General features: G+C 43.5%; 15 protein-coding genes and 1 pseudogene. 11 read left to right on the top strand and 5 right to left on the bottom strand.

Going from position 1 to position 24,798, the window contains the following annotated elements; all coding sequences use genetic code 11:
- Positions 1-11: 11 nt before the first annotated feature.
- A pseudogene (locus VCM39_RS19200) lies at positions 12-734 on the top strand (DsrE/DsrF/DrsH-like family protein); the annotation flags it as partial.
- Between the two features lie 16 nt (positions 735-750).
- The gene (locus VCM39_RS19205; protein WP_289292776.1) at positions 751-1,107 is read left to right on the top strand and encodes a MarR family winged helix-turn-helix transcriptional regulator; all 357 of its coding nucleotides are present in this window, start codon (positions 751-753) and stop codon (positions 1,105-1,107) included.
- Between the two features lie 118 nt (positions 1,108-1,225).
- Here VCM39_RS19205 and VCM39_RS19210 read toward each other — a convergent pair whose 3' ends face one another.
- Positions 1,226-2,524, bottom strand: coding sequence for a S28 family serine protease (locus VCM39_RS19210; RefSeq protein ID WP_322933626.1), 1,299 nt, complete (start codon positions 2,522-2,524; stop codon positions 1,226-1,228).
- 177 nt (positions 2,525-2,701) lie between these two features.
- Between VCM39_RS19210 and VCM39_RS19215 the strand changes: the two genes are divergently transcribed.
- Together VCM39_RS19215 and VCM39_RS19220 are read left to right on the top strand one after the other, a co-directional pair.
- On the top strand, positions 2,702-3,334 hold the full coding sequence (locus VCM39_RS19215; protein WP_251235243.1) for a DUF4136 domain-containing protein: 633 nt from the start codon (positions 2,702-2,704) through the stop codon (positions 3,332-3,334).
- Between the two features lie 18 nt (positions 3,335-3,352).
- Positions 3,353-3,982 carry a porin family protein gene (locus VCM39_RS19220; RefSeq protein ID WP_002559122.1) on the top strand — a complete coding sequence of 210 codons (630 nt, stop codon included), beginning with the start codon at positions 3,353-3,355 and terminating at the stop codon, positions 3,980-3,982.
- Positions 3,983-4,095: 113 nt separating this feature from the next.
- On the opposite strand, the gene VCM39_RS19225 is transcribed toward VCM39_RS19220, so the two are convergent.
- From VCM39_RS19225 to VCM39_RS19240, 4 genes are read right to left on the bottom strand one after another with little or no spacing between them, the layout of a single operon-like run.
- A complete protein-coding gene (locus tag VCM39_RS19225; RefSeq protein WP_407934710.1) occupies positions 4,096-7,098 on the bottom strand; it encodes a glycoside hydrolase family 3 N-terminal domain-containing protein in 3,003 nt (1,000 codons plus the stop codon).
- 14 nt (positions 7,099-7,112) lie between these two features.
- Positions 7,113-10,127 carry a glycoside hydrolase family 3 N-terminal domain-containing protein gene (locus tag VCM39_RS19230; RefSeq protein ID WP_322933624.1) on the bottom strand — a complete coding sequence of 1,005 codons (3,015 nt, stop codon included), beginning with the start codon at positions 10,125-10,127 and terminating at the stop codon, positions 7,113-7,115.
- A complete protein-coding gene (locus VCM39_RS19235) occupies positions 10,124-10,957 on the bottom strand; it encodes a bifunctional metallophosphatase/5'-nucleotidase (RefSeq protein WP_289292792.1) in 834 nt (277 codons plus the stop codon). The genes VCM39_RS19230 and VCM39_RS19235 overlap by 4 nt, the downstream gene beginning before the upstream one ends.
- 32 nt (positions 10,958-10,989) lie before the next feature.
- Positions 10,990-11,757, bottom strand: coding sequence for a 5'-nucleotidase (locus VCM39_RS19240; RefSeq protein WP_322933622.1), 768 nt, complete (start codon positions 11,755-11,757; stop codon positions 10,990-10,992).
- Positions 11,758-11,912: 155 nt separating this feature from the next.
- Here VCM39_RS19240 and rplS point away from each other — a divergent pair, with 155 nt between their 5' ends.
- The 7 genes from rplS (at position 11,913) to VCM39_RS19275 (ending at position 24,747) form a co-directional block, all read left to right on the top strand.
- The gene (gene rplS, locus VCM39_RS19245) at positions 11,913-12,266 is read left to right on the top strand and encodes a 50S ribosomal protein L19 (RefSeq protein WP_195348863.1); all 354 of its coding nucleotides are present in this window, start codon (positions 11,913-11,915) and stop codon (positions 12,264-12,266) included.
- Positions 12,267-12,453: 187 nt separating this feature from the next.
- On the top strand, positions 12,454-13,014 hold the full coding sequence (locus tag VCM39_RS19250) for an RNA polymerase sigma-70 factor (protein WP_195348862.1): 561 nt from the start codon (positions 12,454-12,456) through the stop codon (positions 13,012-13,014).
- Positions 13,015-13,277: 263 nt separating this feature from the next.
- On the top strand, positions 13,278-14,213 hold the full coding sequence (locus VCM39_RS19255; protein WP_322933621.1) for a FecR family protein: 936 nt from the start codon (positions 13,278-13,280) through the stop codon (positions 14,211-14,213).
- 200 nt (positions 14,214-14,413) lie between these two features.
- A complete protein-coding gene (locus tag VCM39_RS19260; RefSeq protein WP_322933620.1) occupies positions 14,414-17,911 on the top strand; it encodes a SusC/RagA family TonB-linked outer membrane protein in 3,498 nt (1,165 codons plus the stop codon).
- Between the two features lie 24 nt (positions 17,912-17,935).
- Positions 17,936-19,792, top strand: coding sequence for a SusD/RagB family nutrient-binding outer membrane lipoprotein (locus VCM39_RS19265; protein ID WP_289292770.1), 1,857 nt, complete (start codon positions 17,936-17,938; stop codon positions 19,790-19,792).
- Positions 19,793-19,823: 31 nt separating this feature from the next.
- On the top strand, positions 19,824-23,618 hold the full coding sequence (locus VCM39_RS19270; protein WP_322933619.1) for an endo-beta-N-acetylglucosaminidase: 3,795 nt from the start codon (positions 19,824-19,826) through the stop codon (positions 23,616-23,618).
- Between the two features lie 79 nt (positions 23,619-23,697).
- Positions 23,698-24,747 (top strand): hypothetical protein, encoded by a 1,050-nt coding sequence (locus VCM39_RS19275; protein ID WP_289292768.1) that lies wholly within the window; start codon positions 23,698-23,700, stop codon positions 24,745-24,747.
- Positions 24,748-24,798 lie beyond the last annotated feature (51 nt).

Here is a 24,798-nt window from a genome sequence, read left to right on the forward strand (position 1 = left end):
CTCCTTCGCGTACCGTTCAGGTAGATGCCTGTGGTATGCAATGCCCCGGTCCTATTCTGAAAATGAAAAAGACAATGGATACGCTTGTACCGGGCGAGCGGGTACAAGTAACCTCCACTGATCCCGGCTTTGCCCGCGATGCAGCCGCCTGGTGCAACTCCACCGGAAACAAGCTGATATCCAAAGAGAGTGCTGCCGGAAAATCAATCATCGTTATCGAGAAAGAAGAGCCCAAAGCTTGTAGCATGGTGACATCCTGTGAAGGTAAAGGGAAAACATTTATCATGTTCAGTGACGATCTTGACAAGGCATTGGCTACCTTTGTACTGGCGAACGGTGCGGCAGCAACAGGACAGAAGGTAACTATATTCTTCACTTTCTGGGGACTGAATGTTATCAAGCGTCTCAGCAAGCCTAAAGTAGAAAAAGATATCTTCGGAAAGATGTTTGGCATGATGCTGCCTTCGAGTTCCCTGAAGCTGAAATTGTCTAAAATGAGCATGGGTGGTATAGGCGGCAAAATGATGCGCTACATTATGCACAGTAAAGGTATCGACTCGCTGGAATCTCTTCGTCGTCAGGCATTGGAAAATGGTGTGGAGTTTATTGCCTGCCAGATGTCAATGGATGTAATGGGCGTGAAGAAAGAAGAATTGCTGGATGAAGTTACAATTGGCGGCGTAGCCACCTACATGGAGCGTGCAGACAATGCTAACATCAACTTGTTTATATAAGTAAGAACATAAGAGTATGAAAACAATATGCATGATGCGCGATCTTTATAAAGCTTTAGCGGAGTTTGAAGCGCAATTTGAGAAAGAATATGACCTGTCGCTCAATGAAGCGATGATACTATGTGCCTTGCAGGAGGTAAAGGAAGAAATGACTTCTACTGCCCTCTCTGCCCGTACAGGTATGGCTGCTTCACACACATCCAAAGTTATCAGAGCAGTGGAAGAGAAGGGATTGATAAAAAGAGCCTTAGGAAAGACTGACAAAAGGCAAATGTATTTCAGCCTGACCCCGGAAGGGAAAGAACGGCTGAAAGAACTCAACCTTGAAAAGGTAGAGGTGCCGGAGAGGCTGAGGGGAGTGATTAGTGAATAGTGAGTAGTGATTAGTAGGCTGCGCTATCATTCTGCATAGTCAACTGTCAATTGTCAACTGTCAACTGTCAACTAAATAAGCACAGCCCACTAATCACTAATCACTAAACCGCTAATCACTACTCACTAATCCCCTCCTCTATCTGCGCCATCGCCCGAACCCTCATCGCTTCGGGTAATGTACTGATACGTGCCAGGTGGCTTCCCCCGGGCTGCACAAATACATGGATATTCTTTTTCCCTTTCAGCCAGGTGACACCGGCTGCCGTCCATGGGTCATTCTGACCATAGATAAATATCATCTTCGGATCATTCTGCTTCAAGAACTTCACAATCTTCCGTCCCAGCCGCTTATCAAATTTCATGTCTCCCAATTCCTCCGGAAGCATCAACCGGTGCAGATAGTTCTTACTGCTTTTGATAGAAAGATATTTCTCAAACGGCTTTATATCATAGCCATAATAGCCCAATTCACGTGCAGCCTGCACAAAGAAGGATACGTTAGGACTGTCCTTTGTGAAATAAGAAGGTTCACTGATCTCCAGAAAATGCCGGAATACCTCATCGTCCGTAGCCGTTACGGAAGGAATAGTACTCACTTCTGTCCCCCACTGCCACAACGCAAAGGAATATTCGAGCACACAATAATCATAAATCTCCTCCAACGGTGCACGGAATACATATTTCTTTTCAGCACAATACTTCTCAAAACGAGGCAGTAACGTACTTTTACGTTTCAACACTTCCAACTGGAAGTCTTCTATCGTCTTTCTCTCTTCTGCCGTAGATACCTGCCGTAAAAACGGTTCATGCCTTCCGTCTTCCACCCCATAACAAAGCGGAGCGACATAGGGTACCGAAACGTCTACATCATCGGGGAAGAATGCACGATATAATAAAGATGTCTGTCCGCCTTTGCTGATACCGGTACTTATCCACTTCCCTGGATACAACGTTTTAAAAGCGGTAGTCACTGCATGCAAATCTTCTGCAGAGTTCTCAGCAGTCAGATATTTCCAGTCCCGAGGTTGCGGGGTAGACTCCAGAAAATAGCGGTGTTCCACAAATATCATATTGGCATTGAACAGCCGTGATAACTCCTCACGATACCCCGGACGCAACGCATAAGCAGCACCATAACCTTCGGTAACAATCACCGTTGGACGATCAAACCCGACATGTGCCACAATGACACGTTGATCGAACGAACCTTTTTCGGGACGACGATGATCCAGTGGTTGTGAGAAATACGCAACATATTTTTCAACAAATTCAGTAGTTTCCAATGGCTTCACACTATCCACGGAAGTTATGTTTTCTACTTTTCTTTGTAACTCTGTCTGTGCCGATAAATGGGTGGACAGGACAAAAAGTAAGAAAGCCAAAAGTGCTGCGTAGCAGCGGGGTAACGGTCTCATATGTATTCAGTTTTTAATTTCGTACAAAGATAGCCCCTCTAACAAAAAAGTCGGCCCATACTTTAACATTTTAACATTCACCTTTGCGAACCTTTTATAAAAGAAGTTGTTGTTTCTATCAAAAGCCTAAGGTACCAGGGCAGGATTTTTTTATTTAACCTAAACATTATAAAAGATATGAAGAGATTAATTCCTATTTTATTAGCGGTCTTTGCATTCGCTGCTTGCGAAAAAGACCCTGACATGGACAAATTGGACAATGATTATTTGGTGTATACCAACTACGACAAGAAGGCTAACTTCAAAGAGTTCACCACTTACTATTTGCCGGACAAAATTCTTGTAATCAGCGACAAAGAAGAACCAGAATATCTGGAAGGTGAAGCTGCACAAGAAATTCTTGCTGCTTATAAGAGCAATATGGATAACAGAGGCTACACGATGGCTGCTTCTAAAGAAGATGCTGACCTGGGTGTACAGGTAAGTTATATTAAGAGTACCTATTTCTTCACCGATTACGGACAACCAGAATGGTGGTGGGGATATCCAGGATACTGGGGCTCAGGCTACTGGGGTAACTGGGGTGGCGGATGGTATTATCCGTATGCTATAAACTATAGCTACAGTACCAACTCGTTCATTTCTGAGATTGTAAATCTGAATGCACCGGAAGGACCGAAAGAAAAGATTCCTGTTCTGTGGACAAGTTACATGACCGGACTGGTATATTCCAGCAGTATGAACAAGGCACTTGCCGTAAAAGGTGTTAACCAGGCATTTGCACAATCACCCTATCTTACTAACAAATAATAAATAATCAGAACCGTTATGAAGACAATAAAATATATTTCATTGAGAGTGCTGGCTATAGCAGCTTTGGCTCTCGTCTTTGCCATGCCGGCAAAGGCACAATTATCAGATAATGGATACGCTAATATCGACTGGCAGTTCAATGTGCCATTGAGCAATGGATTTGCCGATGATGCCAGCGGTTGGGGTATGAACTTTGAAGGTGGTTATTTTGTAACTCCCAATTTAGGTCTCGGACTCTTCCTCAACTATCATAGCAACCATGAATATGTAGGTCGCGAAACTTTCCCGGTAAACGGTGGTAGTATGACCAGCGATCAGCAACATACTATTTTCCAGATGCCTTTTGGTGCTGCTGCACGTTATCAGTTCAACCGTGGCGGAGCATGGCAACCTTACGTTGGTGTAAAACTGGGTACTGAATATGCAAAAGTACGTTCTAACTATAATGTCTTTGAATCCAGAGATGAAAACTGGGGATTCTACGTTTCACCGGAAGTCGGATTAAACGTTTACCCATGGGCTTACGGTCCGGGCTTACACCTTGCACTGTATTATAGTTACGGAACAAACAAAGCTGATAAGGTATTGACTTATAGCGTTGACAAACTGAACAACTTCGGTTTTCGCGTCGGTCTTTCCTTCTAAAATAGTGATTAGTGATTAATGATTAGTGATTAGTGGCATGCGCTGTGAGTGCGCAGCCTGCTAATCACTTATCACTTATCATTAATCACTAATCATTTATCACTAATCACTTATCATTTTTTTAACGCCTCATACATCGCTTCCTGTATTTGTCCACGTATGTCCAATTGCATCAGCTTACGGTTTGTGGCATCAGGATACGTACGATTACTGAGAAAGACATATACTAAATCATTTTCCGGATCCACCCAGGCACATGTTCCTGTAAATCCGGTATGACCATAAACAGAGGCGGGAGCCGATTCAGAACAAGGACTCTTGTCGGGTGATTTTGCATCCGGCTTGTCAAACCCTAATCCACGGCGGCTGATTTTGGATACTTCCGTAGTAAACAACTGACACGTTTCGTTACTCAGATAACGGCGTCCGTTCAACTCTCCTCCATTCAACAGCATCTGATAGATAGAAGCTACTTCACGGGCATTTGAAAACAATCCTGCATTTCCGGAAACGCCTCCCTGGAAAGCTGCTGACTCATCGTGTACAAATCCTTGTAACACACATTTACGAAGGAATTTATCATTGGCAGAAGGCACAATCTGAGCTTTCGGGATACGCCGTAAAGGAAGATATAAAGTACGCTCCAATCCCATCGGTTCGTAAAATTCACGTGCCAGGTATTCATCCATCGGCATACCAGCCAACTGTTCAGCCAGGAAACGAAGAAGAATAAACCCAACATCACTGTAACGGTACTGCTTAGCCCCCAAAGGAGCTTCAATAATCTTCTCTTGTAGCACTTTTATAAACGACTTATTGAGCCAAAGGCTATCGCATATCTGCAAAGTGTAATTGGCATTCCGGGTTCGGGACAGTGTCTCCGGCTTGAAATGAAAGTTCGGATTGGCCCAGGTGGTAGCTCCCAGTCGTAACGGATGCAACGCATCTTTACGGGCGGAGAACAGACGGCCTTTATAACTCTCCTTATCAATAGCCTCCGGATAGAGTACAATTCCGGCAGGCAGTCCGGACTGATGTAACAACAGTTCACGAATGGTCATATCTTTCTTATTCGTACGTTGCAACCACGGCAGGTAGTCAGATAATTTATCAGAAAGGTTAAAACGTCCTTTATCGTACAATTTCATTAAAGCCAGCAACGTTCCGGTCGTTTTAGAAAGAGAAGCCAGATCATACAGATCTGTAGGCCGCACCAGCGTACTTCCTTTACCTGCATGTGTTCCAAAAGAGTGATCGTACATCGTCTTTCCGTCTTTCAGAATCACAATCTGACATCCGGGATAAGCTCCTTCCTGGATACCCCGTTTAGCGATGGAATCAATACGCCTCAAGGCAATGGAAGACATTCCATACTCTTCCGGATTGAAATGCGTCGGCGTATGCGGAGTTATTGTAACTCCGGCACCGGTTGGAAACAGCCCTCCTAAGCTGGCGGAAAGTCGTCCATCGGCAGAAGCACGGGCGAAGAGTACATCAGCAACCTGTTGCTGTACATCGTGACCGGCAGAATGTGCCAACACTACGGATTGGGCGGCTGACACGGCACGATGTATCTGTAGCATCATCTTTCCGGGAGTGAAAAAGACATAGATTGCCGGAGCCGCTTTTTTATCAGCTGCCAAGGCAGCAAAAAAAGGTTGAAAAGGTGCCAGCCGCTGTTCGGCAACAGCCACAATAACACGGCGGTACTTCGAGAGAGAATCTCTCAGAACCTTTCCCTGTGCCTCCGTCATCTCTTTGCGAAGACGAAAGCGCACAAGGGATGTATGTTTCTCCAACTGTTTGGCAAGGACATCCGTCTCTCCCGCATCGCCTACCTCCAGCAGAGCCATAGGTGGCGTTTCTTTGTCGGAATGAAGAGGAAGTATATTTCCTTTGTTATTCAGTACTGTTATAGCAGCCAGATTCAAACGCCGGATAAGGTCACGCGTCTGAGGTGTATTGATACGACTTCCTAATCCGGAAAGTTGAATGGTCGGTTTTCTCTTTAAACCAAGAATGTATTTATAAGTAAGTACCTTCCGGCACTTACGATCTATATCTTCACGGGATAACTCACCACGATCTACAGCCTCAACGACTGCCGCAACCTCTGTTTTCAGATTTCTCGGAGCAAGTACCATATCATTACCCGCCTTCAATGCCTGCAAACTGACACTGGCATTACCGGACACCCCTCTCATGGCAAGTGCATCGGTAAAAATGAGACCTTTAAAAGCCAGTTCTTCCGTAAGCAAACCGTACACCACATTGCGCGAAAGAGAAGAAGGCAACCCTCCCAAAGGTTCAATAACAGGTACTTGGAGATGCCCTACCATCATCCCGCTCAATCCAGCACGTATGGCTTCTTTGAAAGGATACAATTCCACGCTGTCCAACCGTTCGCGAGTGAAGGGCAGTACAGGCAATGCTTTATGAGAGTCGACGTCCGTATCTCCATGTCCCGGAAAGTGTTTACAAACAGAAAGCACTCCTCCTCCTTCCAGTCCGGTGGCATAAGCAATCACTTTATCAGCCACACGTACGGGATCTTCACCAAAAGAACGATTGTTGATAACCGGATTTTTAGGGTTGACATTCACATCGGCCACAGGAGCAAAGTTAACCTGTACTCCCAGTTCATGGCATTGACGAGCCATCTCACGACCGTATTCATAGATAAGGCGATTGTCTTGTATGCACCCTAATACCATATTGCGTGGGAAAAGCGGCGTGCCGCGAAGGCGCATCGCAAGTCCCCATTCACCATCAAAAGTAATCATCAACGGCAAGCGTGCCATTCGTTGCGCCTGATTGGTGAGGATGGCCTGTGTCTGCATCTTACCGCCGGAAAACAAAAGTCCTCCTACCTTATAAGTATCCACAGCATCACGCAGTAACGCCTGATTGTGTTTTGTATCGACCGGAGCAATGGTATAAATAAAAAGCTGACCGATCTTCTCTTTCAGACTCAGACGGTTCATCACCGAATCGACCCATTGCCGGCAACGCGCATCTTGTTCCGCTTTATAAAGCAGGAGAGGTTGTACATCGTTCTGTCCATATATTGCTTTTCCGAAACATAAAAGCAGAAGAATTATCAGGTATTTTCTCATATTCATCATTGGCATCATTCATTATCGCCAGGCAAGTCTTTGGTATCCGGCAAAGAATCATAAATAGCTTGCTGTATGTTCTGGCGTATCTTCATATTGTTAAGTTTAGTATTCCACTGATCGGGGCAAACACGGTTACTCAGAAAAACGTAGATCAATCGTTCTTCGGGATCTACCCAGACACAAGTCCCTGTAGAGCCGGTATGCCCATAAACCCGGGCAGGCGTCCCAGAAGCACAATTACTGGCTTTCACATCCCGGTAGTTCGGCTTATCAAATCCCAATCCGCGATGGCTGAGAACGGATGTGTATGTGGTAAACAGGCGAACGGTAGCCTCATCCAGATAGCGATGTCCCTTCCACTCTCCATCATTGAGCAACATCTGATATACAGCTGCCACCTCTCCGGCTGTGGAAAATAATCCTGCATTACCGGCAATACCACCCAGGCAAGCAGCCGTTTCATCCTGCACATAACCGCAAAGGTCTTGCCTCCGCAGGTAATCGTTGGCAGCTGTTGGCATCACTTCCGATCGATCATAGTGAGTAAGCGGCGTAAACAAGGTACGTTCCAATCCCATCGGACGATAGAATTCCTTATTCAGAAACTCATTTATAGGCTGTTTTGTTATTGCCTCAACCACCTGCTGAAGTACGACGAAACCGACATCACTATATACATAGCGTTTCTGTCCCATTTCCGAACGGGCTATTGATTGCTGAACCGTACTCTTAAATGCTTTATTCAGCCACATACCTTCGGCCATATGCAACGTATGTGTTGTTGTCTGCTTCGGAGATATTAACCCTTTCTTAAACTTAAAGTCCGAACAGGCATAAGTATATTCCCCAATACGTGTGTGATGCCACTCATCTGCGAATCCTTGTGTAAAAGGCCCCGTAACGGTGTTCTCATCTATTGCCTCCCGATAGAATCGGATGTAAGGCAATAATCCGGACTCATGTAACAGAAGATCACGAATCGTTATATTCTTTTTGTTGGATGAGCGCAACCAGGGCAACCAGGCAGATGCCTTATCCGTAAGTTTCAGCTTTCCCTGATCATAAAGCTTCATCACAGCGAGTAAAGTAGCGGTGGTCTTAGTCAGCGAAGCAAGATCAAAAAGATCAGTGGGGCGCACCGCAGTCTTATCTGTATCAGAATGACTACCAAAACAACGATTGTAAACAGGAATACCATCTTTCATCACCACCACCTGACAACCCGGGAAAGCTCCGGCAGCTAATCCTGCATTGACAAGCGAATCAACACGGTGCAACCTGTATCCTTTCATACCGCAATCTTCGGGTTGTACCACAGGCTTCATTCCCGGAACAATATCACTCCCCTCACCTATTGCAAACAGATGCCCGATACGCATAGACAACCGTCCCCCGGCAGGAGCTTTGGCAAAACAAACGTCTGCAACATGTCGCTGAAGATCTTCCTCGGACGAATGTGCTAACACAACAGCAGCGGTACGTTCCAACATCGCCCGGATTGGGAACATCGCCCGGTAAGAAGTGAAAAAGACACAGGTAACAGGTACCTGCAAATCCAATGTATTCAGAAGTGGGGCACATGCAGCCAATTCTTCTTTCTCCATTGTAACAGAGATAACGACACGACGAAAACGTTTCAAGTCATTAGTGATCCGGTGCCACTCTTCCTCTGTCATATCTTTTGTGATCCGAAAACATTCCACCGGCGATGTATACTGAACAAAGCGGTCGATAAAGGGTTGATCGGACTTTTCCCTACCTACACTCAGAATGGCCGTAGGCTGATCGGCCGGCAAAGGAATTGTAGTAAAATTATTGCGTAATACGGTCACTCCCGCAAAGCGCAATTTGCCCGCAAGCGCTTGTGCTTCGACTGTATGAATGCGCCCATTCAATCCATCTGCAGAGATTCTGTTTTCTTTATCCAATCCTAACAGATACTTATAAGTCAATATCTTACGGCATTTGGTTTCAACCTCATCCACACTCAAATCTCCCCGGTCAATAGCTACCAGCACCGTCTCAAATGCTTGTTCTATATCTCTACCCACGAGTACCATATCATTACCCGCCCGTAGCGCTTTGACTGTAACATCACGTTCACCGGATACAGCTTTCATAGCCAACGCATCAGTAAACACCAATCCGCGAAAGCCCAGTTCTCCTTTTAAAACATTTGTCACAACGCTTCGTGACAAAGAAGCAGCAGTCAATCTGTCCGGTTCCAATTCAGGTACCCGCAGATGCCCCACCATGATACCTCCCAATCCGGCACGAATCACCTCACGAAAAGGTAACAACTCAATGCTATCCAACCGGGCACGGTTATAATACACGGTTGGCAATGCTTTATGAGAATCTACATCCGTATCCCCATGCCCCGGGAAATGCTTACTGACAGACAGTATACCACCACTTTCCAGACCACGGGCATAAGCTAATGCCCGCTCGGCTACAGCCTTCGGATCACCTCCAAACGAGCGTATGTTAATTACCGGATTCTCCGGGTTGGTATTCACATCTGCGTCCGGAGCAAAATTAACGTGGACACCCAGCTCGCGAAGCTCACGGGCCACCTCATGTCCATATTCTTCTATCAGTGAATTGTTTGTTATACAGCCCAATGCTGCGTTTTTAGGAAAAAGAGGTGTATCCTGTAATCGCATGGCAAGCCCCCATTCCCCATCAAAGGTTATCATTAGAGGAATCTCTGTTTCCTGCTGTGCAAGGTTAGTCAGTCTCACCTGCCCGCCGGCTTCTCCACCGGAAAAGAGTAATCCGCCTACTTTATATTTCTTTGCCAGCTGGCGTACCAGCTTTTCGTTCTTTTTGCTCCATTCCGGACTTAGTGTATAAACAAATGTCTGACCGATCTTTTCTTTCAGACTCATCCCCGAAAGTATCTTGTCCACCCACTCCCGACATGCATCGTCTTCCTGCCGGGGAAGCAGACAGGGTACTTGTTGTGCCATCAGAGACGCTACTGCCACCAACAACACAACAAGTATACCTATCATTTTCCTCATCGTTCAAATGTCAAATCTATCTTTCCCACAAAAATACCGTTTTTCCCTGTATGAGATACTGGTACACTCTCTCCGTCCAGATTCACGAAAACAGTCGGTTCCTGCATGAAAGTATGTGAATGTCCGCCCAGTACCACATCAATATTGCGGGTTTGATGCACCAACATTTCATCTTCTTTTATTCCCATATGCGAAAGACAGACAACAGCATCACATCCTTCTACTTCTTTCAATTTGGCAGCAATTTCATTGGCCACGGTCACAGGATCCTGAAAGGTTACTCCTTCATATTTATCCGCCTGCACCAGTCCTTCCATTTTTGCACCAAGGCCGAATACACCTATCTTCAAACCATCACGTTCCAATATAACATATGGTTTTACAAGCCCTTCAAGCACTGTTCCTTCCACCCCATAATTGGCACATACTATCGGGAAATCTGCCATCTTGAACAAACGCGCCATATTCTCCAACCCAAAGTCGAACTCATGATTGCCAATGGTGGCAGCGTCGTACTTCATGAGATTCAACATTTCGACCTCTACCTCACCTTTAAAAAGATTGTAGTAAGGAGTACCCTGCGAAAAGTCTCCACAGTCGAACACCAATACATTCGGATTGTCTTTACGAAACTGGTCAAGCATGGTGGCACGACGTACAAACCCACCCATTCCGGCATATTTATCGGCTGCATGTATATCTATCGGTTCTATGCGGCTATGTGTATCACTGGTTTGCAACAAAGTGAGTGTCTTTGTCTGTTGCGCAAATCCCGGAAGGAGCACACACAGGAAAAACAATATAGTGGCTGATATCTGATATCTTTTCATCTTCTCATAATTTGGTAATTCGTTATTCATAATTATTTCACCGTAATTCTTCCTTCTATACGTGAAGTGATCTTTTTACCGGCTTTAGTCTGCTGCTCTACATAATTCATAAACAGCCCGCGTAAAGTAGCACCGGGAGGACAATCTCTTTTTTCGGCCTTTGCCAACGGCCCCATTCCGTCATTCCCATCTGCCAGATAGTCAATAGTAGCTACCGTATACAGTTTATTATCATCGATTGGCTTACCACCAATAGTACCATCAAGTAATTTACCGTCTTTAGTGATTTCAAGACGTACTCCGCTTACTCCCTCACCTTTACAGGCCGCTATGGCAGCAAACAGTTCTTTCAATACGCTTCCCTTTAGTGTCACTACACACAACGAATTCTCAAAAGGCAATATCTCATAAATGTTTCCACAGGTTATTTCTCCTTCAGAAAGTATATTCCGCAAACCACCCATATTCATCAGTCCCATATCGGCAGGTTTACCCAATACTTGCGTAGCAGCCCCTTTCAGTACATCTGCTACCAGATTGGAAAGCAAACTTTCCGGTCCTCCCTTTTCCATTGTCATTTCACTTGTACCTACTACACGATACATCATGCTGTCTACCGATACCTTGTAAGGAGCTAACAGCGCCACAGCCTCTGCATCAGGATGTGTATCCCAGACCGAATCAATTGTAATCATACTTCCTTCGGTATTCACCAGTTTATAAGGTGACTGACATGAAGAAAGCATCAGGAGTACCATCAGAGCCACTCCGGAAAAGAGCTTTGCATAAGTTTGTTTCATATCTTGTTTTTTTAATCGTGCTACAAATATAGATAAAAATGTTGGTAGTGTGCTAAATAATTCGTTACTTTGCACCGCTTTCGCGCAATCGCTGTCAGGAGAGAGTTGCCTGATATGTTGCGTTGTAACGATAAAACAATTTAATAACAAGAACAATGGATTTCATTAAAATTGCAGAAGAAGCATTTGCTACCGGTAAACAACACCCAAGCTTCAAAGCAGGTGACACAGTAACTGTAGCATATCGTATTATCGAAGGTAACAAAGAACGTGTACAGTTGTACCGTGGTGTTGTTATCAAAATCTCTGGTCACGGAGACAAGAAACGTTTTACAGTACGTAAAATGTCAGGAACTGTAGGTGTAGAAAGAATTTTCCCGATTGAATCACCGGCTATTGATAGCATCGAAGTGAACAAGGTAGGTAAAGTTCGTCGCGCTAAATTGTACTACCTGCGTGCACTTACTGGTAAAAAAGCAAGAATCAAAGAAAAAAGAGTTAACGGTTAATTCCGAGACCCTTCGATTCGAGATAAAAAAGAGAGAATTCCACAAGGAATTTTCTCTTTTTTATTATGTCCATTTCCCACCTGCCATAAAACTACAATCCATACTTTTTAAGCTTTTTTTGGGCTAATCCTATCACTCATCTGTTATTTTCACTACATTTGCCCACTATTAAGATTTTACCCTGAATATGAATAAAAACTCAGAGCTGGCCGCCTTCAACAAATTATTTTCCGACTACAAAGAGCGATTCGTTCGCTTTGCATATACGTACGTGCGGGATCAGGCTGTTGCTGAGGACTTTGTTATCGATTCTCTTATTTATTACTGGGAAAACCGCCACCGATTGGACGAAAACACGAATGTACCGGCTTATGTACTAACCACAATCAAACACAAGTGCCTGAATTACCTGCAACATATCCGCCTGCACGAAGAGGTGGCCGAAAACATGGTAAATCATGCACAATGGGAACTACAAACCCGTATCGCTACATTGCAAGCCTGCGAACCTTATGAGCTTTTCACAGCAGAGGCTGAGGAAATAGTGAACCGCACCCTTGAAAGCCTACCCGAACGTACCCGCCAGATTTTTATCATGAGCCGAATGCAGAATATGACCTATCAAGAGATAGCCAGTCAACTTGACATTACAGCCAAAGGAGTCGAGTTTCACATTGCTAAAGCACTAAAAGAATTGCGTATCAGTTTGAAAGACTACATGCCAGTCTTTATCTATCTGTTTTTATAGAAAACAAATTGCTGATAAAATCAGCATCCTCGGAAACACCATTCAAAACGTATGTACATTAGGGATTTATAAAGAAATTCTTCTGCCCCTGTGCTGTCAAATCGGCTATATTCTATATAGCATGAATGGGTAGACGCTCTTTTCTTTCTCTTGTACTTCAATGTTATTAAAAGTTAAATAGGTGAGAGTTGCACTATGCATCCCTCTCACTTAGCTGCTGTATTATCGTAACGGCTCATAATGCCTTTAAACAAAAAAAGAATATGAATAAAGAACTATTATATACTTTCTTTCAAGGAAAAACCACGCTGAATGAAGAGGTGCGTATACGAGAGTGGATGGAATCTTCTCCGGAAAACTATCGCACTTTCTTAGAAGAGAGAAAACTATTTGATACCATGATACTGCTTGCTGACGAAAAACGTCTGTTGTCCAAACGTAACCAGTTTAAGCTGTTAGTAAGCACATGGGGCAAAGAAATAGGCAAGATCGCTGCCGTGGCTATTATCACCCTTGTAATGACGCTTACCAGCCAATACATATTCAACAATGAAGATATGATGCCCCTGCAAAAACTCAGTGTACCGGCAGGACAGCGCATCAATATAGAATTGGCAGACGGTACGGTGGTATGGCTGAATTCACGAACCAGCATTCAATATCCCGCAGTATTCAACGGGAAAGAACGTAAAGTAAGTATTAACGGAGAAGCCTACTTCGAAGTAGCACACAACAGGAAGCAACCTTTTATTGTAGAAACTCCCAAAGGGCAGGTTGAAGTAACCGGAACAAAGTTTTATGTAGAAGCTTATTCTGATAACAATGATTTTGTGACTTCACTGATAGAAGGTTCCGTCAATGTTACTAAAGACGATAAATTGATCACACTACGCCCTTCTCAGATGGCCTATCTCCAGGATGGAAATCTCCGGATAAAAGAGATAGAGGATTATAATGTATACAGGTGGCGCGAAGGATTGATGTGTTTCAAAGACAAGACCTTTGCCGAGATTATGGAGAAATTTGAAAGACACTATGGAGTAACAATCAAGATAGAAAATAAAGAAGTACTTAATTACCGTTGCAGCGGTAAATTCCGCTATTCCGATGGTATTTCATATGCTCTGCGGGTTTTGCAAAAAGACGTAAAGTTCAAATTCCACAGAGATGAGAACAGCGATATTATTCACATAAAATAAAAAGGAGAACCAGCCTATGATGTAGAAATTGCCTAATCCCCCAAAAGGAGGATACCGACAGGTCCTTCACCACACTGCCGGAATCCCTTTGAATCAACACAGTAGAAACCATATTAAATCAATGCAAAGATATGAATAAAAAGTCTATAATGGATTTTTTATCTTTTGATGAAAAACAAATTAACCATCTTCTTAAGATTATGAAAGTAGCACTTCTATTAATCTGGATTTCCATATTTTCACTCAATGCCAAAGAAGGGTATTCACAAAGCGCCCGGATTTCGTATTCAGCACGAAATACCCCTATTGAAAATATATTGAATGAGATAGAGAAACAAACAGAGTATTTATTTATTATAAACTCGCACGTTGACATTGATAAGAAAGTGTCAATTAACGCCAAAGAAATTCCTGTTTCTAAAGTTCTGGATGATTTATTTAAGGGTACAAACATCCATTACCTAATGGAGGGTTCACACATCATTCTTTCCAACAAAGTAGGAGAAACAAAAACAGACGGAATCAATCAGGATGATAAAAGAGTAACCATTTCCGGTAAAGTGACCGACAGTACAGGGGAGCCTCTAATTGGTGTCAACATCACCCTCAAAGGGACGAATGAGGGAGTAATCAGTGACATCGACGGCAACTATTCTATCCGCATTCCGGAACTTTCCGGAGAACTGACCTTCTCGTATATCGGGTATAAGACAACGACTGTCGCTATCCGGAAGAATATGATAAACGTCACTTTAGCCGAAGACACAGAGGTTCTGGATGAAGTAGTCGTTACCGCACTTGGTATCGAAAAGAAAGCATCCTCACTTACTTATGCCACTCAAAAAGTAAACGGAGATGAGTTGACACGCGCTAAAGACGCCAACTTCATCAATGCTTTGCAGGGAAAAACCGCTGGTCTGGTAATCACACCAAACTCTACCGGTGCCGGTGGCTCTTCAAAATTGCTCCTTCGTGGTAATGCATCTATCTTAGGAAACAACCAACCGTTGATCATCCTGGATGGAGTACCTATGGCAGACCGCAGTACCGCACAGATTGAGGATGCTTTGTTGTCCGGTGGTAATAGTACGGACGGAGGGGATGGTTTATCAAACATCAATCCGGATGATATCGCTGATATTAACATCCTGAAAGGTGCGAACGCAGCTGCATTATACGGTTCAAAAGCTGCCAATGGAGTTCTTATCATCACAACCAAGAAAGGTCAGGAAGGACGTACTTCGGTGGATGTATCAAGCAGTATGTTATTTGAAACCCCACTGGTAACTCCTAAGTTTCAAAATACATACGGTGCAAATGCTGAGTTTTATGATGATACCAGCCTGAATCCAAATGAAGCAATCAATAAGCGTCGTTTGAACATGTATTCATGGGGAGATCGCATAGGCCGTATGTCACAAACGGCTCTAAACGAAATACCCTATGCACGTAATAACGCTGTAGATAATATTAGTTCATTCCTTCAAACCGGTACTAACTTCAATAATTCTATTTCCGTATCTTCCGGAGCAAAGAATTCAACTTCTTACTTCTCTTATGGTAATACAACCTCGAAAGGAATGATACCTCAGAATAAGTTTGAACGGCACAATATCACATTACGCCAAACTGTAAACCTGCTGGACAATCATGTCGAGGTCAGTTTTTCAGGAAGCTATATACACCAGACTTCTAAAAACCGTCCGGGTTCAGGTATATATGCCAATCCTTTATATGACCTGTATCTGATGCCTCGTAATGCAGATATCTCTTACTTCAAAGATCACTCTGAAACATACGGTCAATTGTACTACGTCAGAGAAATAAACGGAAAGTACCCCAAAGCCAATGCCGAAGGGCCTATACAACAATGGCCCTGGTTAGACAATGAGAACCGGAACTCACCCTATTGGTATGCCAACCGCCTGCAAAAGGAGAATGTCCGTGAACGCGCATTTGCTACAATCGGGCTAAAAGTAAACATCATTGATGGCCTGACCGCATTGGCCCGTTGCAAGATAGACAGGACCAAAGATACGAACGAAACAAAAACCTATCAAGGTACCAACGCCAAAAACGTGTACAACTCCATACACGAATATAACAAAGCAACCAGTGACCAGATCTTTGCAGACTTTCTGGTTAGCTACAACAAGAAAGTAGGTGATTTTGATCTATCAGCCAATGTAGGAGGAAGTACACTGAAAGAAGATTTCACTTCATTCGGATTCAATTACTGGATGGCAGATTCAACGAGTACACCGAATGTCTTCGATCCGAGCAATATTATCACAACCAAGCATGACGGAGCCAATGTACCGACCAGCAAATCGAAAGACCAGAATTGGGAAAATGCAGTGTATGCGACAGCATCAATCGGCTATAAAGACATGGCATTCATTGATGCTTCTGTCCGCACTGACTGGGCACGTGTATATACTCAGTTCTCAGCCTTAGGAACTCCCAACCATTATACCTACTACAGTGTGGGTGGTAATGCATTACTGAATTCCATATTCGGTATACAAAGTGATGTACTCAACTATTCTAAAGTGCGTATATCCTACAGTGAAGTAGGAAACTCAATACCCAATTTGAGTTATGGAGGTATGTCCAAAAACTGGGGTTCGCAAATCACGGAAGCCTCCGGTTATCGCACCTTCTATAACCCATTGCCAGAGACCATGCGTTCTACAGAACTCGGAGTAGAAGCCCGCTTTTTAAACAACACCATTGACTTTGACCTTACGTTTTACAATACGATCATGTTGAATCAGTGGTTGCCTAAATCAGCGGCTACAGGAGGACAAATACCTCTGAACTCCGGTAAAATCAGAAACCGCGGATTTGAAACGACTTTAGCTTATAATTTTTCAAGACTCAACGGAAAGTTCATCTGGCGTACAGCATTCAATTATTCATTCAATAAGAATGTGATTCTTAAAACTTACGGAGAGAACTTAAATAAAGTGATGGAGACGACCCCTGTATATACCGGTGGGTTGAAGATCCGCTATGAAGTAGGTAAACCATACGGCGAATTGTACGGAAGAACATTTGCCTACGGATCAGACGGGAAAATAAAAACAGATGTCAATGGTGCTCCCATGATCAGTTCTAAGTACGACTGCTATCTGGGAAATGCCAACTCCCCGCATCATCTGGGTTGGAGTAACTCACTCAATTACAAAAACTTCTCTTTTTACTTCCTGATTGACGGTAAAATAGGTGGTACGGTTATCTCTTATACGGAAGCAAGATTGGACGCATACGGACTCTCGGAAAGAAGCGGAAAAGCACGTGACGCAGGTGTCACTTATCTGTCCAAATCCTCAGTAGGAGGGCAGCTTGTTATGAAGCCTGTTCAGGGAGTTGTCATGCCCGACGGACAAATAGCACCAGCCAAAGGTTACTACCAGGCTATCGGTCTTGGTGAACCGGCTTTAAGTGAATATGCTTACTCGGCTACCAACTTCCGTTTACGGGAAGTTTCATTTGGTTACACCTTCCGTAAATTGTTTAAGTTACCTATCGACTTAAGTGCTTCTCTGGTAGCACGAAATCTGTTCTTCTTATACAAAGATGCTCCGGTTGACCCCGATGTATCCGTATCCACAGCCAATAGTTACGGTGGTATTGAAGCATTCTCATTACCTACTACCCGCAGTTACGGCCTAAACTTAAAATTATCATTCTAACCACCTCTTCAAATTATTAGAGATATGATGAAAAACAAGAAATCTATATTATTCTCTTTCCTCTTAACGATGACATTAACAGCATGTTATGACTCATTGTTAGACTATGACGGAAATGCCTCAATCATCAACAGAGAAGACGGTACTTCTTCGAGTACAGGAATCTTAGCCAATGCAGAGCTTGCTTCCGAATTTCTCCGGACAGCACAGATGAGGGTTCTTGACTCACGAGAGCACAAATATCAGTATCAACGTAGCTTTATCAGTGATGACTATGCTGGTTATATGTCTGTTCCTCATAGTTTTGACGGACGCTTGAAATCGTCTCTATCTTTCTATGCGGATTTTGCCAGTGGTCCTACCGCAAATATGCAATGGGTAGCCCAGCAGGTTGTACCGGTAATGCGTTCTTCCGATACCCTTAAAATAGCTCCTTTAGGTGCATTTGCATCTATACTATTTTCTGATGAAGCGGTTCAGTATACCAATGTACACGGACCGATGCCGCTGAAAGATTACAAAGAACTGAAAGAAGACCATCCGCTGACTTACGAAAAACAAAGCGAAGTATACTCTCAGATATTCCGTGATCTGATTAAAGCCGATTCCATACTGGAAGTTTATCAGGAAGCCCCTACCAACAATATTGACGCTCTTATCGAGAAAACGGATATGGTGACCGAACAAACCTCTGCCAGTGCTATTGTCAAAATGTGGCGGAAATATGCTAATTCCCTCATTCTGCGTATGGCCATGACTACTGTTAATGTGGAAGGATATACCTGTATGGTCAACGGAGTCCCCAAAACGGCCCGCCAACTGGGAGAAGAAGCTGTTCAGCGTGGAGTTCTGGAAGCTGGTGATAAAACGATCGGATTGATTTGCGGAAGCGGAACAGATGTTGGATATCATCCTTTGTACAAGATAGCTAATAGCTGGGTAGACTCTCGCCTCAACGCAAGTTACCACAATATCTTAGTACGAACCCAGCACCCGATTCTCGAATTCTGGTTCGCTAAAAATGGCGGAGATATAAAAAATCAAGAGCAAAAAACATTGAAAAAAGAAACTGAATATGTCAGTATTCGTTCAGGAATCACATTGGATGTAGCCGGTGTAACCTCACAAAACTATCAATACTACTCCAAATTCAACCTGAATTTTGCAGGCGAGAAACTGGCATTATTCAAAACGGAAGAAGCGCTCTTCCTACGTGCAGAAGGTGCTCTGCGAGGTTGGAGTATGGGAGGTTCGGCACAATCATTCTATGAAGCCGGAATCAAAGAATTCTTCGATAAACACTCTATGTCGGGCAGATATGATGAATATATGGCCTGGAGAGGCATGGGAGATCAGACGGTCTCTTCCACCCTGAAAAACGAAGCTATTTATCGTGACTGGTATGATGCAGACAATAATCTGCCATTATGGTCAGGGTACTATCAGCTCAACAATGCATGGTACTTCCCTGCTAACGCTGACAACAATCCCTATTACCATAATCCGGATGAGGATAAAGAACAGGCATTGCAGAAAATCATTACCCAGAAGTGGATTACGCTGTTCCCAATGTCACTGGTTGCCTGGACCGACTATCGCCGTACCGGATATCCGTTGCTCATCCCTGCCTGTCCTTATGCTTACGGATACTCTGACGGCTCATTGGAAGAACCGCGTTTTAACTGGATAACAGGAGAAATCTTAACCGAAGGAGTTACTGTCCGGAGAATACCTTACAATTCCAGTGATTCGGAAATTGTAGAAGAAGTAGAACTCACCGCAAAAGAAGCGCTCAACTCTGAGACAACCGGTATCAGTATGGACGATTGGCAGGGAACACGCCTGTGGTGGGATGTAGCAAACAGAAAAAAATTACAATAAATCTTTATTAATTCACTAAATCCTAATAGTTATGATGAAATTCAGAAACCTATTTGCATCGATTGGCCTATTGGCATCTATCGGTACGATGGCTCAGAGTATTCCAACACACGACATGTACGTGGACTTCGGAATAACAGACAAGAACAAGATGATTGAAGCTCTTGACAAATGGACACCCGGCAGTTCTTTCAGTGACGATCCGGCATATATGGATGATAATTTCTTTATCTCACGTGTTCCCTTGAAAGAACGTTTCTGGAACAATGAAACAAAAGCTAATAAAGATCTTACAGATGCAAATAACAAAAATCTTTGCTGGTGGGCTCCTATCGGTGAAATGACCAAAAAGTGGGGGCCACTTCCCCGTTACAATTTTGAAGCAGACAACTTCAATATGTGGCAATACATCAACATCCATGGTAACTGGTCTAACTCCTGGTTCCGTGTACCGGGTGCATTCAATGACGTAGCTCACAAAAATGGTGTGAAAACAGGATGCCTCTATTTCATAGACTGGGCTGCTTCGGTAACCGAAAGCAGTGAGGCCGGAAAGTTCCTCGGACAACTTTGCGCCAAAGACGGAAGCGGTAACTTTAAATATGCCCGCAAACTGATCCAGTTCCTGAAATATTATGGTATAGATGGTATCGGCATCAACCCCGAAGGATATTGGTCTTCTACACTGAACGAAAACTTCTCTTCTTTCCTGGCAGAGTGTCATAAAGTAGCGAGAGAAGAAAACTGGCCGTTCCACGTAGACTGGTACGCTTTCGTTTCCAATTCCGGTGGTCTTTCAGATAACGGATGTAGCCTTGGAATCGGTGAAAACGATAAATGGTTCCAGAAAAACGGAGAACCTGTTACAGATGTATTCTTCCTGAACTATAACTGGGGAGAAAACCAACTGATAAAATCAGCAGAAGCAGCCAAAACATTGGGCCGTAGTACTTTCGATGTATATGCAGGTTTCGACCAGCAAGGACGTGGTTACGGTTTAAGATGGTCAGCATTGATGAGACAACCTGTTTCAGTAGTAGTATGGGGAGCACACGACCGTAGCCAGTTGTATGCCAGCTCTACAGAAGGAGGTACTTCCGACTTAGCCATTCAGAAAGAGTATCAGACCAAACAGGAACTGCTGTTTACCGGTGGTACACGTAATGTTCTGAATACCCCGCCTGTAACTGATGCACAAGTAACAGCCAACTTAAGCCAATTAAAAAACTGGCACGGATATTCTAAAGCTGTTATTGAAGAGAGTGCGCTGACAGAAACTCCTTTCTTTACACGTTTCAACTTAGGTAACGGTATGTTCTTCAAGAAAGACGGAGTAACTACCTTCGATCATAAATGGTACAACATCGGTATACAAGACATGCTGCCAACCTGGCGCTGGTGGATTGACAATGGTGACGGCCAGACAGTTCCTACCGATGCTATTCAGTGTGATTTCACTTTTGACGATGCATGGTTCGCAGGTTCCTGCCTGAAAATACATGGTGCTACTGCACATTCTGATATCCGTTTGTTCCGTACAAAATTCAATGTAGTATCCGGAGAGGATAAATTCTCCCTAACATTCAAAGTCAACAGCGGAACTGATCCTAAAATGAAATTGATGGTATCCAAAGAAGGCCATGCCAATACGTTTGCTTATTATACTATTCCGGCAGAAGGTATCGCACAAGGCGAATGGACAACCATCACTGTCAACGCATCCGAATTAGATTTACAAGCCAATGATGTTATCGGATGTATCGGATTATCTGTAGCCGGTACTGATAGCAATTATGAAACACTGTTGGGTGAACTCTCATTCGTTCCTTCAGACTTTAACAAAACACCGGTACGTCCGACTATCGCCGCAACGAAAGTAATGAAACGCGTATATAACCGTGCAGATTTCAAAATTACATTTAACTCTGCATTCACCGGTGACAGAAAACCAGAATATGAAGGATGCCCGATCTACAATGAAGAAGTAAACACTTCTTATTTCGAGATTTACGTGAAACAAAAAGATGTTACTCCATTCGTAGTGACTACTACCACTTCATGGGCTGCCTATGTTGTAGATGCTCCACTTAAAAACACAACAGATCCGACTTTCCAGGTTGGTGTACGTGCTATCGGTCTGGATGGTAAAAAGGCTTCGCCAATTGTATGGAGTGATGCTCTTGAAAGTGATCTTGCAATTATTGAAACCATCAATATCGACAAGGATATCATCAAACCGGGAGAAGAATTCACTATCGGATTTGAAGATCCTAATCATGCCGTATCTAAGTTCCAGATATACAATTCACTGACAGGAGCAGAAGTTAGCTCCAATGATGTGGCCGCCTTATCTTTCACAACTTCACTACCCGAAGAAGGTACCTATGATGTTAAAGTAACCAGTGAAGGCAAAGAGAATATGACCCGTGGCTTGCTCCTTATCTCTAAAGAAGAAACAGGACGGTTACCGGAAGTAACTAATATCCTTGCAGACAATACTGAACCCAAAGCCGATACTCCGGTGAAACTCACGGCAGAGATCAACGAAGGTGTAACCTACAATGATGCCGACTGTAATGTATCACAAGCACTTTATATGAAAGAGCCTTACCAATTGACCGTAAACAGTGGTGTACTCAGCAATTATCAAACGACATCATTCGGACTGTGGTTCAAGGTTGAGAAGTTTGAGCATGCATCTTTAGGTACTCTTCTGATGACCAAAGTGAACAGAAACTATTCTGGTACATGGACAGAACAGGTATGGGGTGAGATGTGGACAGCCATCCGTCCTTTTGACTACAGCAAATATGCAAATGTAGAAAATGAACTGTCTGTATCTGTAGATGCTCCTCCTGCAGGTACTGCTAACTATGAGCACAATGCTGAAGTAGATGGTATTACGACAGGATATTCACTGACTCCGGGAGTTTGGTATCATGTTTGTGTGGTTAAGAATGGTAAAAATGTGAAGATGTATCTGAATGGCAAGAAGGTGTTGGATGTAACATCCAGAGGTAGAGGTCCAAAAGACTGGCAAGGTGCTAACTTCTATGTAGGCGGCAACATGACCAACCTCGCCAGCTTCACCGGATGGGTAGACGAAGTACAGATCTGGGACAAGGCTCTTACTGATGCCGAAGTACAGCAGTCAATGAAGGGATATAGAATTGCTCCTACCGGTCTACAGGGATACTTCACTTTTGAAGAGACTCAGACCGATGACGATGGTAATACATATTTCCCCAATAAGGGTAAGAACTCCACACTGGTGAAAGGTGCTTATATGACAATCAGTTCTGTAGTCGATAAGAAAACAATCGATACTCCGCAGAATCAGTTATCTACCGCATTGGGTGTTCCGTCAATCACCGGTGTAAGAAAAGTTACTTTTGAATCAGCCAAATGGATTTTAGAGGGTGCATCTTTCACTCAGGATAGCAACACATCTGCTACGGCTTCTTATGCTAAAGAGGGTGAATTCCCGGTTAGTCTGACACTGACCAATTCCTGGGGAACTACAACCAAAACGATCAACGACTATATTGTAGTAAAAGGTGGTGTAGGTATCAAAAACGAGGTAGTAGAAGATCTGAGCATTTATCCGAATCCGTTCATGGAATATGCCAATATCATGTTCTCACAGGAAGGTAAGTATGACGTAAGAGTATGCGATACACAAGGTAAACTGATTACAGCCAAACAATATCATGCTGACAACAATGAGGTTTGCAAATTGAGTTTCGATGCTCCGAAGGGTGTGTACTATGTGATAATTTCAAGAGACGGTAAATGTGTCCGTTCATTCAAAGTAATAAAAGAATAATACCACCGATGTAACAGAAAGGGTGTGTCGTAACCCACACACCCTCTCCTTTCATTTTTTGAATCTGAAAATAACGAATATGAAACATCTTACATTAAGATTACTGTTCTACTTGGCACTCCCGTTGTTATGGGGTTGTAGTGACGACGACAACAGCCTTTCAGGACCGTCCACCAACGGTAGTCTGATAGAATTTAATCCTACGGAAAACTACAAAGGTAGTTATGAGGTTCCTATTCAGGAATCCGGAGCCTTGCTGTTTATCAAAGTAGACGGTGTACAGCAAAGTGACGAATTCATTGTACGCAAAGCCGAAAATAACGAAGATTTGTACCTGGACTGGGGATATAAATATGCAGGAATTATCGGAGACGAATTAGGATATTACCAACGTACCTACCGTTCAGACACCATTATGGTGGGGCTCGGATTCAAAGATAACTGGACAGTAGGAGAATACGACCTGCTGTTGGTACGTGGTGATACTTACCAGAAACTGGATCGGTTTAAATTCTGCGTACTCAAAGATATCACAGTAGATCTGTCTCAGAAAGCAGCAGGTGTCATTAGAGTAGCAGCAGATGGCTGGCTCGATATTGCCACTTACGGTTCTATTGATTCACTGGAGTTTGTCAACAAAGCCACGGGTGAGATCATAGAAAGTATAGCCTCTACGTATAAAGCCGATGATGCAGAAGAATATCTGCCTATCAAGTTCTCGTATGAGAAATACCCGACAGGAGAATATGAAATGTACATCAAACGCTGGGATTACGGTTTCCGCCAGAAGATATGCGAATTTGATCTCTTCCAGTATGCATTTGTAAACTCCGATCCGATTGTGAAGGCAGAAGACGGAAATTACTATATACAATTCTACGTTTCTGATTTCGACGAAACGCGGGATACATATGCTATAGTAGATATCCCCGATCAGTCTTATTATTATGATGATGGTAAACTATCTAAGGCAAACTGGGATCCGGAAACGATGATTTACCGACTTAAACTCGACGATGCCAACTGGTTTGGTCGTAAGAAAGACGGTATTTCGTTCACAATGCAGCTAAGCATAAAAGGATTAGATATTACTGTGACCGGTCATAACAAACTACAGTTAAGCGAGTAATACTTTATTACAGACGCAAGGACACACAATTTGCAGAGAAAAATCCCCTAC

Origin of the sequence: Bacteroides mucinivorans (assembly GCF_034654355.2) — a bacterium.
Classification (GTDB): Bacteria; Bacteroidota; Bacteroidia; order Bacteroidales; family Bacteroidaceae; genus Bacteroides; species Bacteroides nordii.

What these genes read in the sequence shown, in the direction of transcription:
- VCM39_RS19210 (WP_322933626.1), bottom strand. Translation starts at nt 2,524, where the DNA reads ATGAGACCGTTACCCCGCTGCTACGCAGCACTTTTGGCTTTCTTACTT.
- VCM39_RS19255 (WP_322933621.1), top strand. Translation starts at nt 13,278, where the DNA reads ATGAATAAAGAACTATTATATACTTTCTTTCAAGGAAAAACCACGCTG.
- VCM39_RS19225 (WP_407934710.1), bottom strand. Translation starts at nt 7,098, where the DNA reads ATGAGAAAATACCTGATAATTCTTCTGCTTTTATGTTTCGGAAAAGCA.
- VCM39_RS19270 (WP_322933619.1), top strand. Translation starts at nt 19,824, where the DNA reads ATGATGAAATTCAGAAACCTATTTGCATCGATTGGCCTATTGGCATCT.
- VCM39_RS19260 (WP_322933620.1), top strand. Translation starts at nt 14,414, where the DNA reads ATGAAAGTAGCACTTCTATTAATCTGGATTTCCATATTTTCACTCAAT.
- VCM39_RS19220 (WP_002559122.1), top strand. Translation starts at nt 3,353, where the DNA reads ATGAAGACAATAAAATATATTTCATTGAGAGTGCTGGCTATAGCAGCT.
- VCM39_RS19215 (WP_251235243.1), top strand. Translation starts at nt 2,702, where the DNA reads ATGAAGAGATTAATTCCTATTTTATTAGCGGTCTTTGCATTCGCTGCT.
- VCM39_RS19240 (WP_322933622.1), bottom strand. Translation starts at nt 11,757, where the DNA reads ATGAAACAAACTTATGCAAAGCTCTTTTCCGGAGTGGCTCTGATGGTA.
- VCM39_RS19265 (WP_289292770.1), top strand. Translation starts at nt 17,936, where the DNA reads ATGATGAAAAACAAGAAATCTATATTATTCTCTTTCCTCTTAACGATG.
- VCM39_RS19230 (WP_322933624.1), bottom strand. Translation starts at nt 10,127, where the DNA reads ATGAGGAAAATGATAGGTATACTTGTTGTGTTGTTGGTGGCAGTAGCG.
- VCM39_RS19235 (WP_289292792.1), bottom strand. Translation starts at nt 10,957, where the DNA reads ATGAAAAGATATCAGATATCAGCCACTATATTGTTTTTCCTGTGTGTG.
- rplS (WP_195348863.1), top strand. Translation starts at nt 11,913, where the DNA reads ATGGATTTCATTAAAATTGCAGAAGAAGCATTTGCTACCGGTAAACAA.
- VCM39_RS19275 (WP_289292768.1), top strand. Translation starts at nt 23,698, where the DNA reads ATGAAACATCTTACATTAAGATTACTGTTCTACTTGGCACTCCCGTTG.
- VCM39_RS19205 (WP_289292776.1), top strand. Translation starts at nt 751, where the DNA reads ATGAAAACAATATGCATGATGCGCGATCTTTATAAAGCTTTAGCGGAG.
- VCM39_RS19250 (WP_195348862.1), top strand. Translation starts at nt 12,454, where the DNA reads ATGAATAAAAACTCAGAGCTGGCCGCCTTCAACAAATTATTTTCCGAC.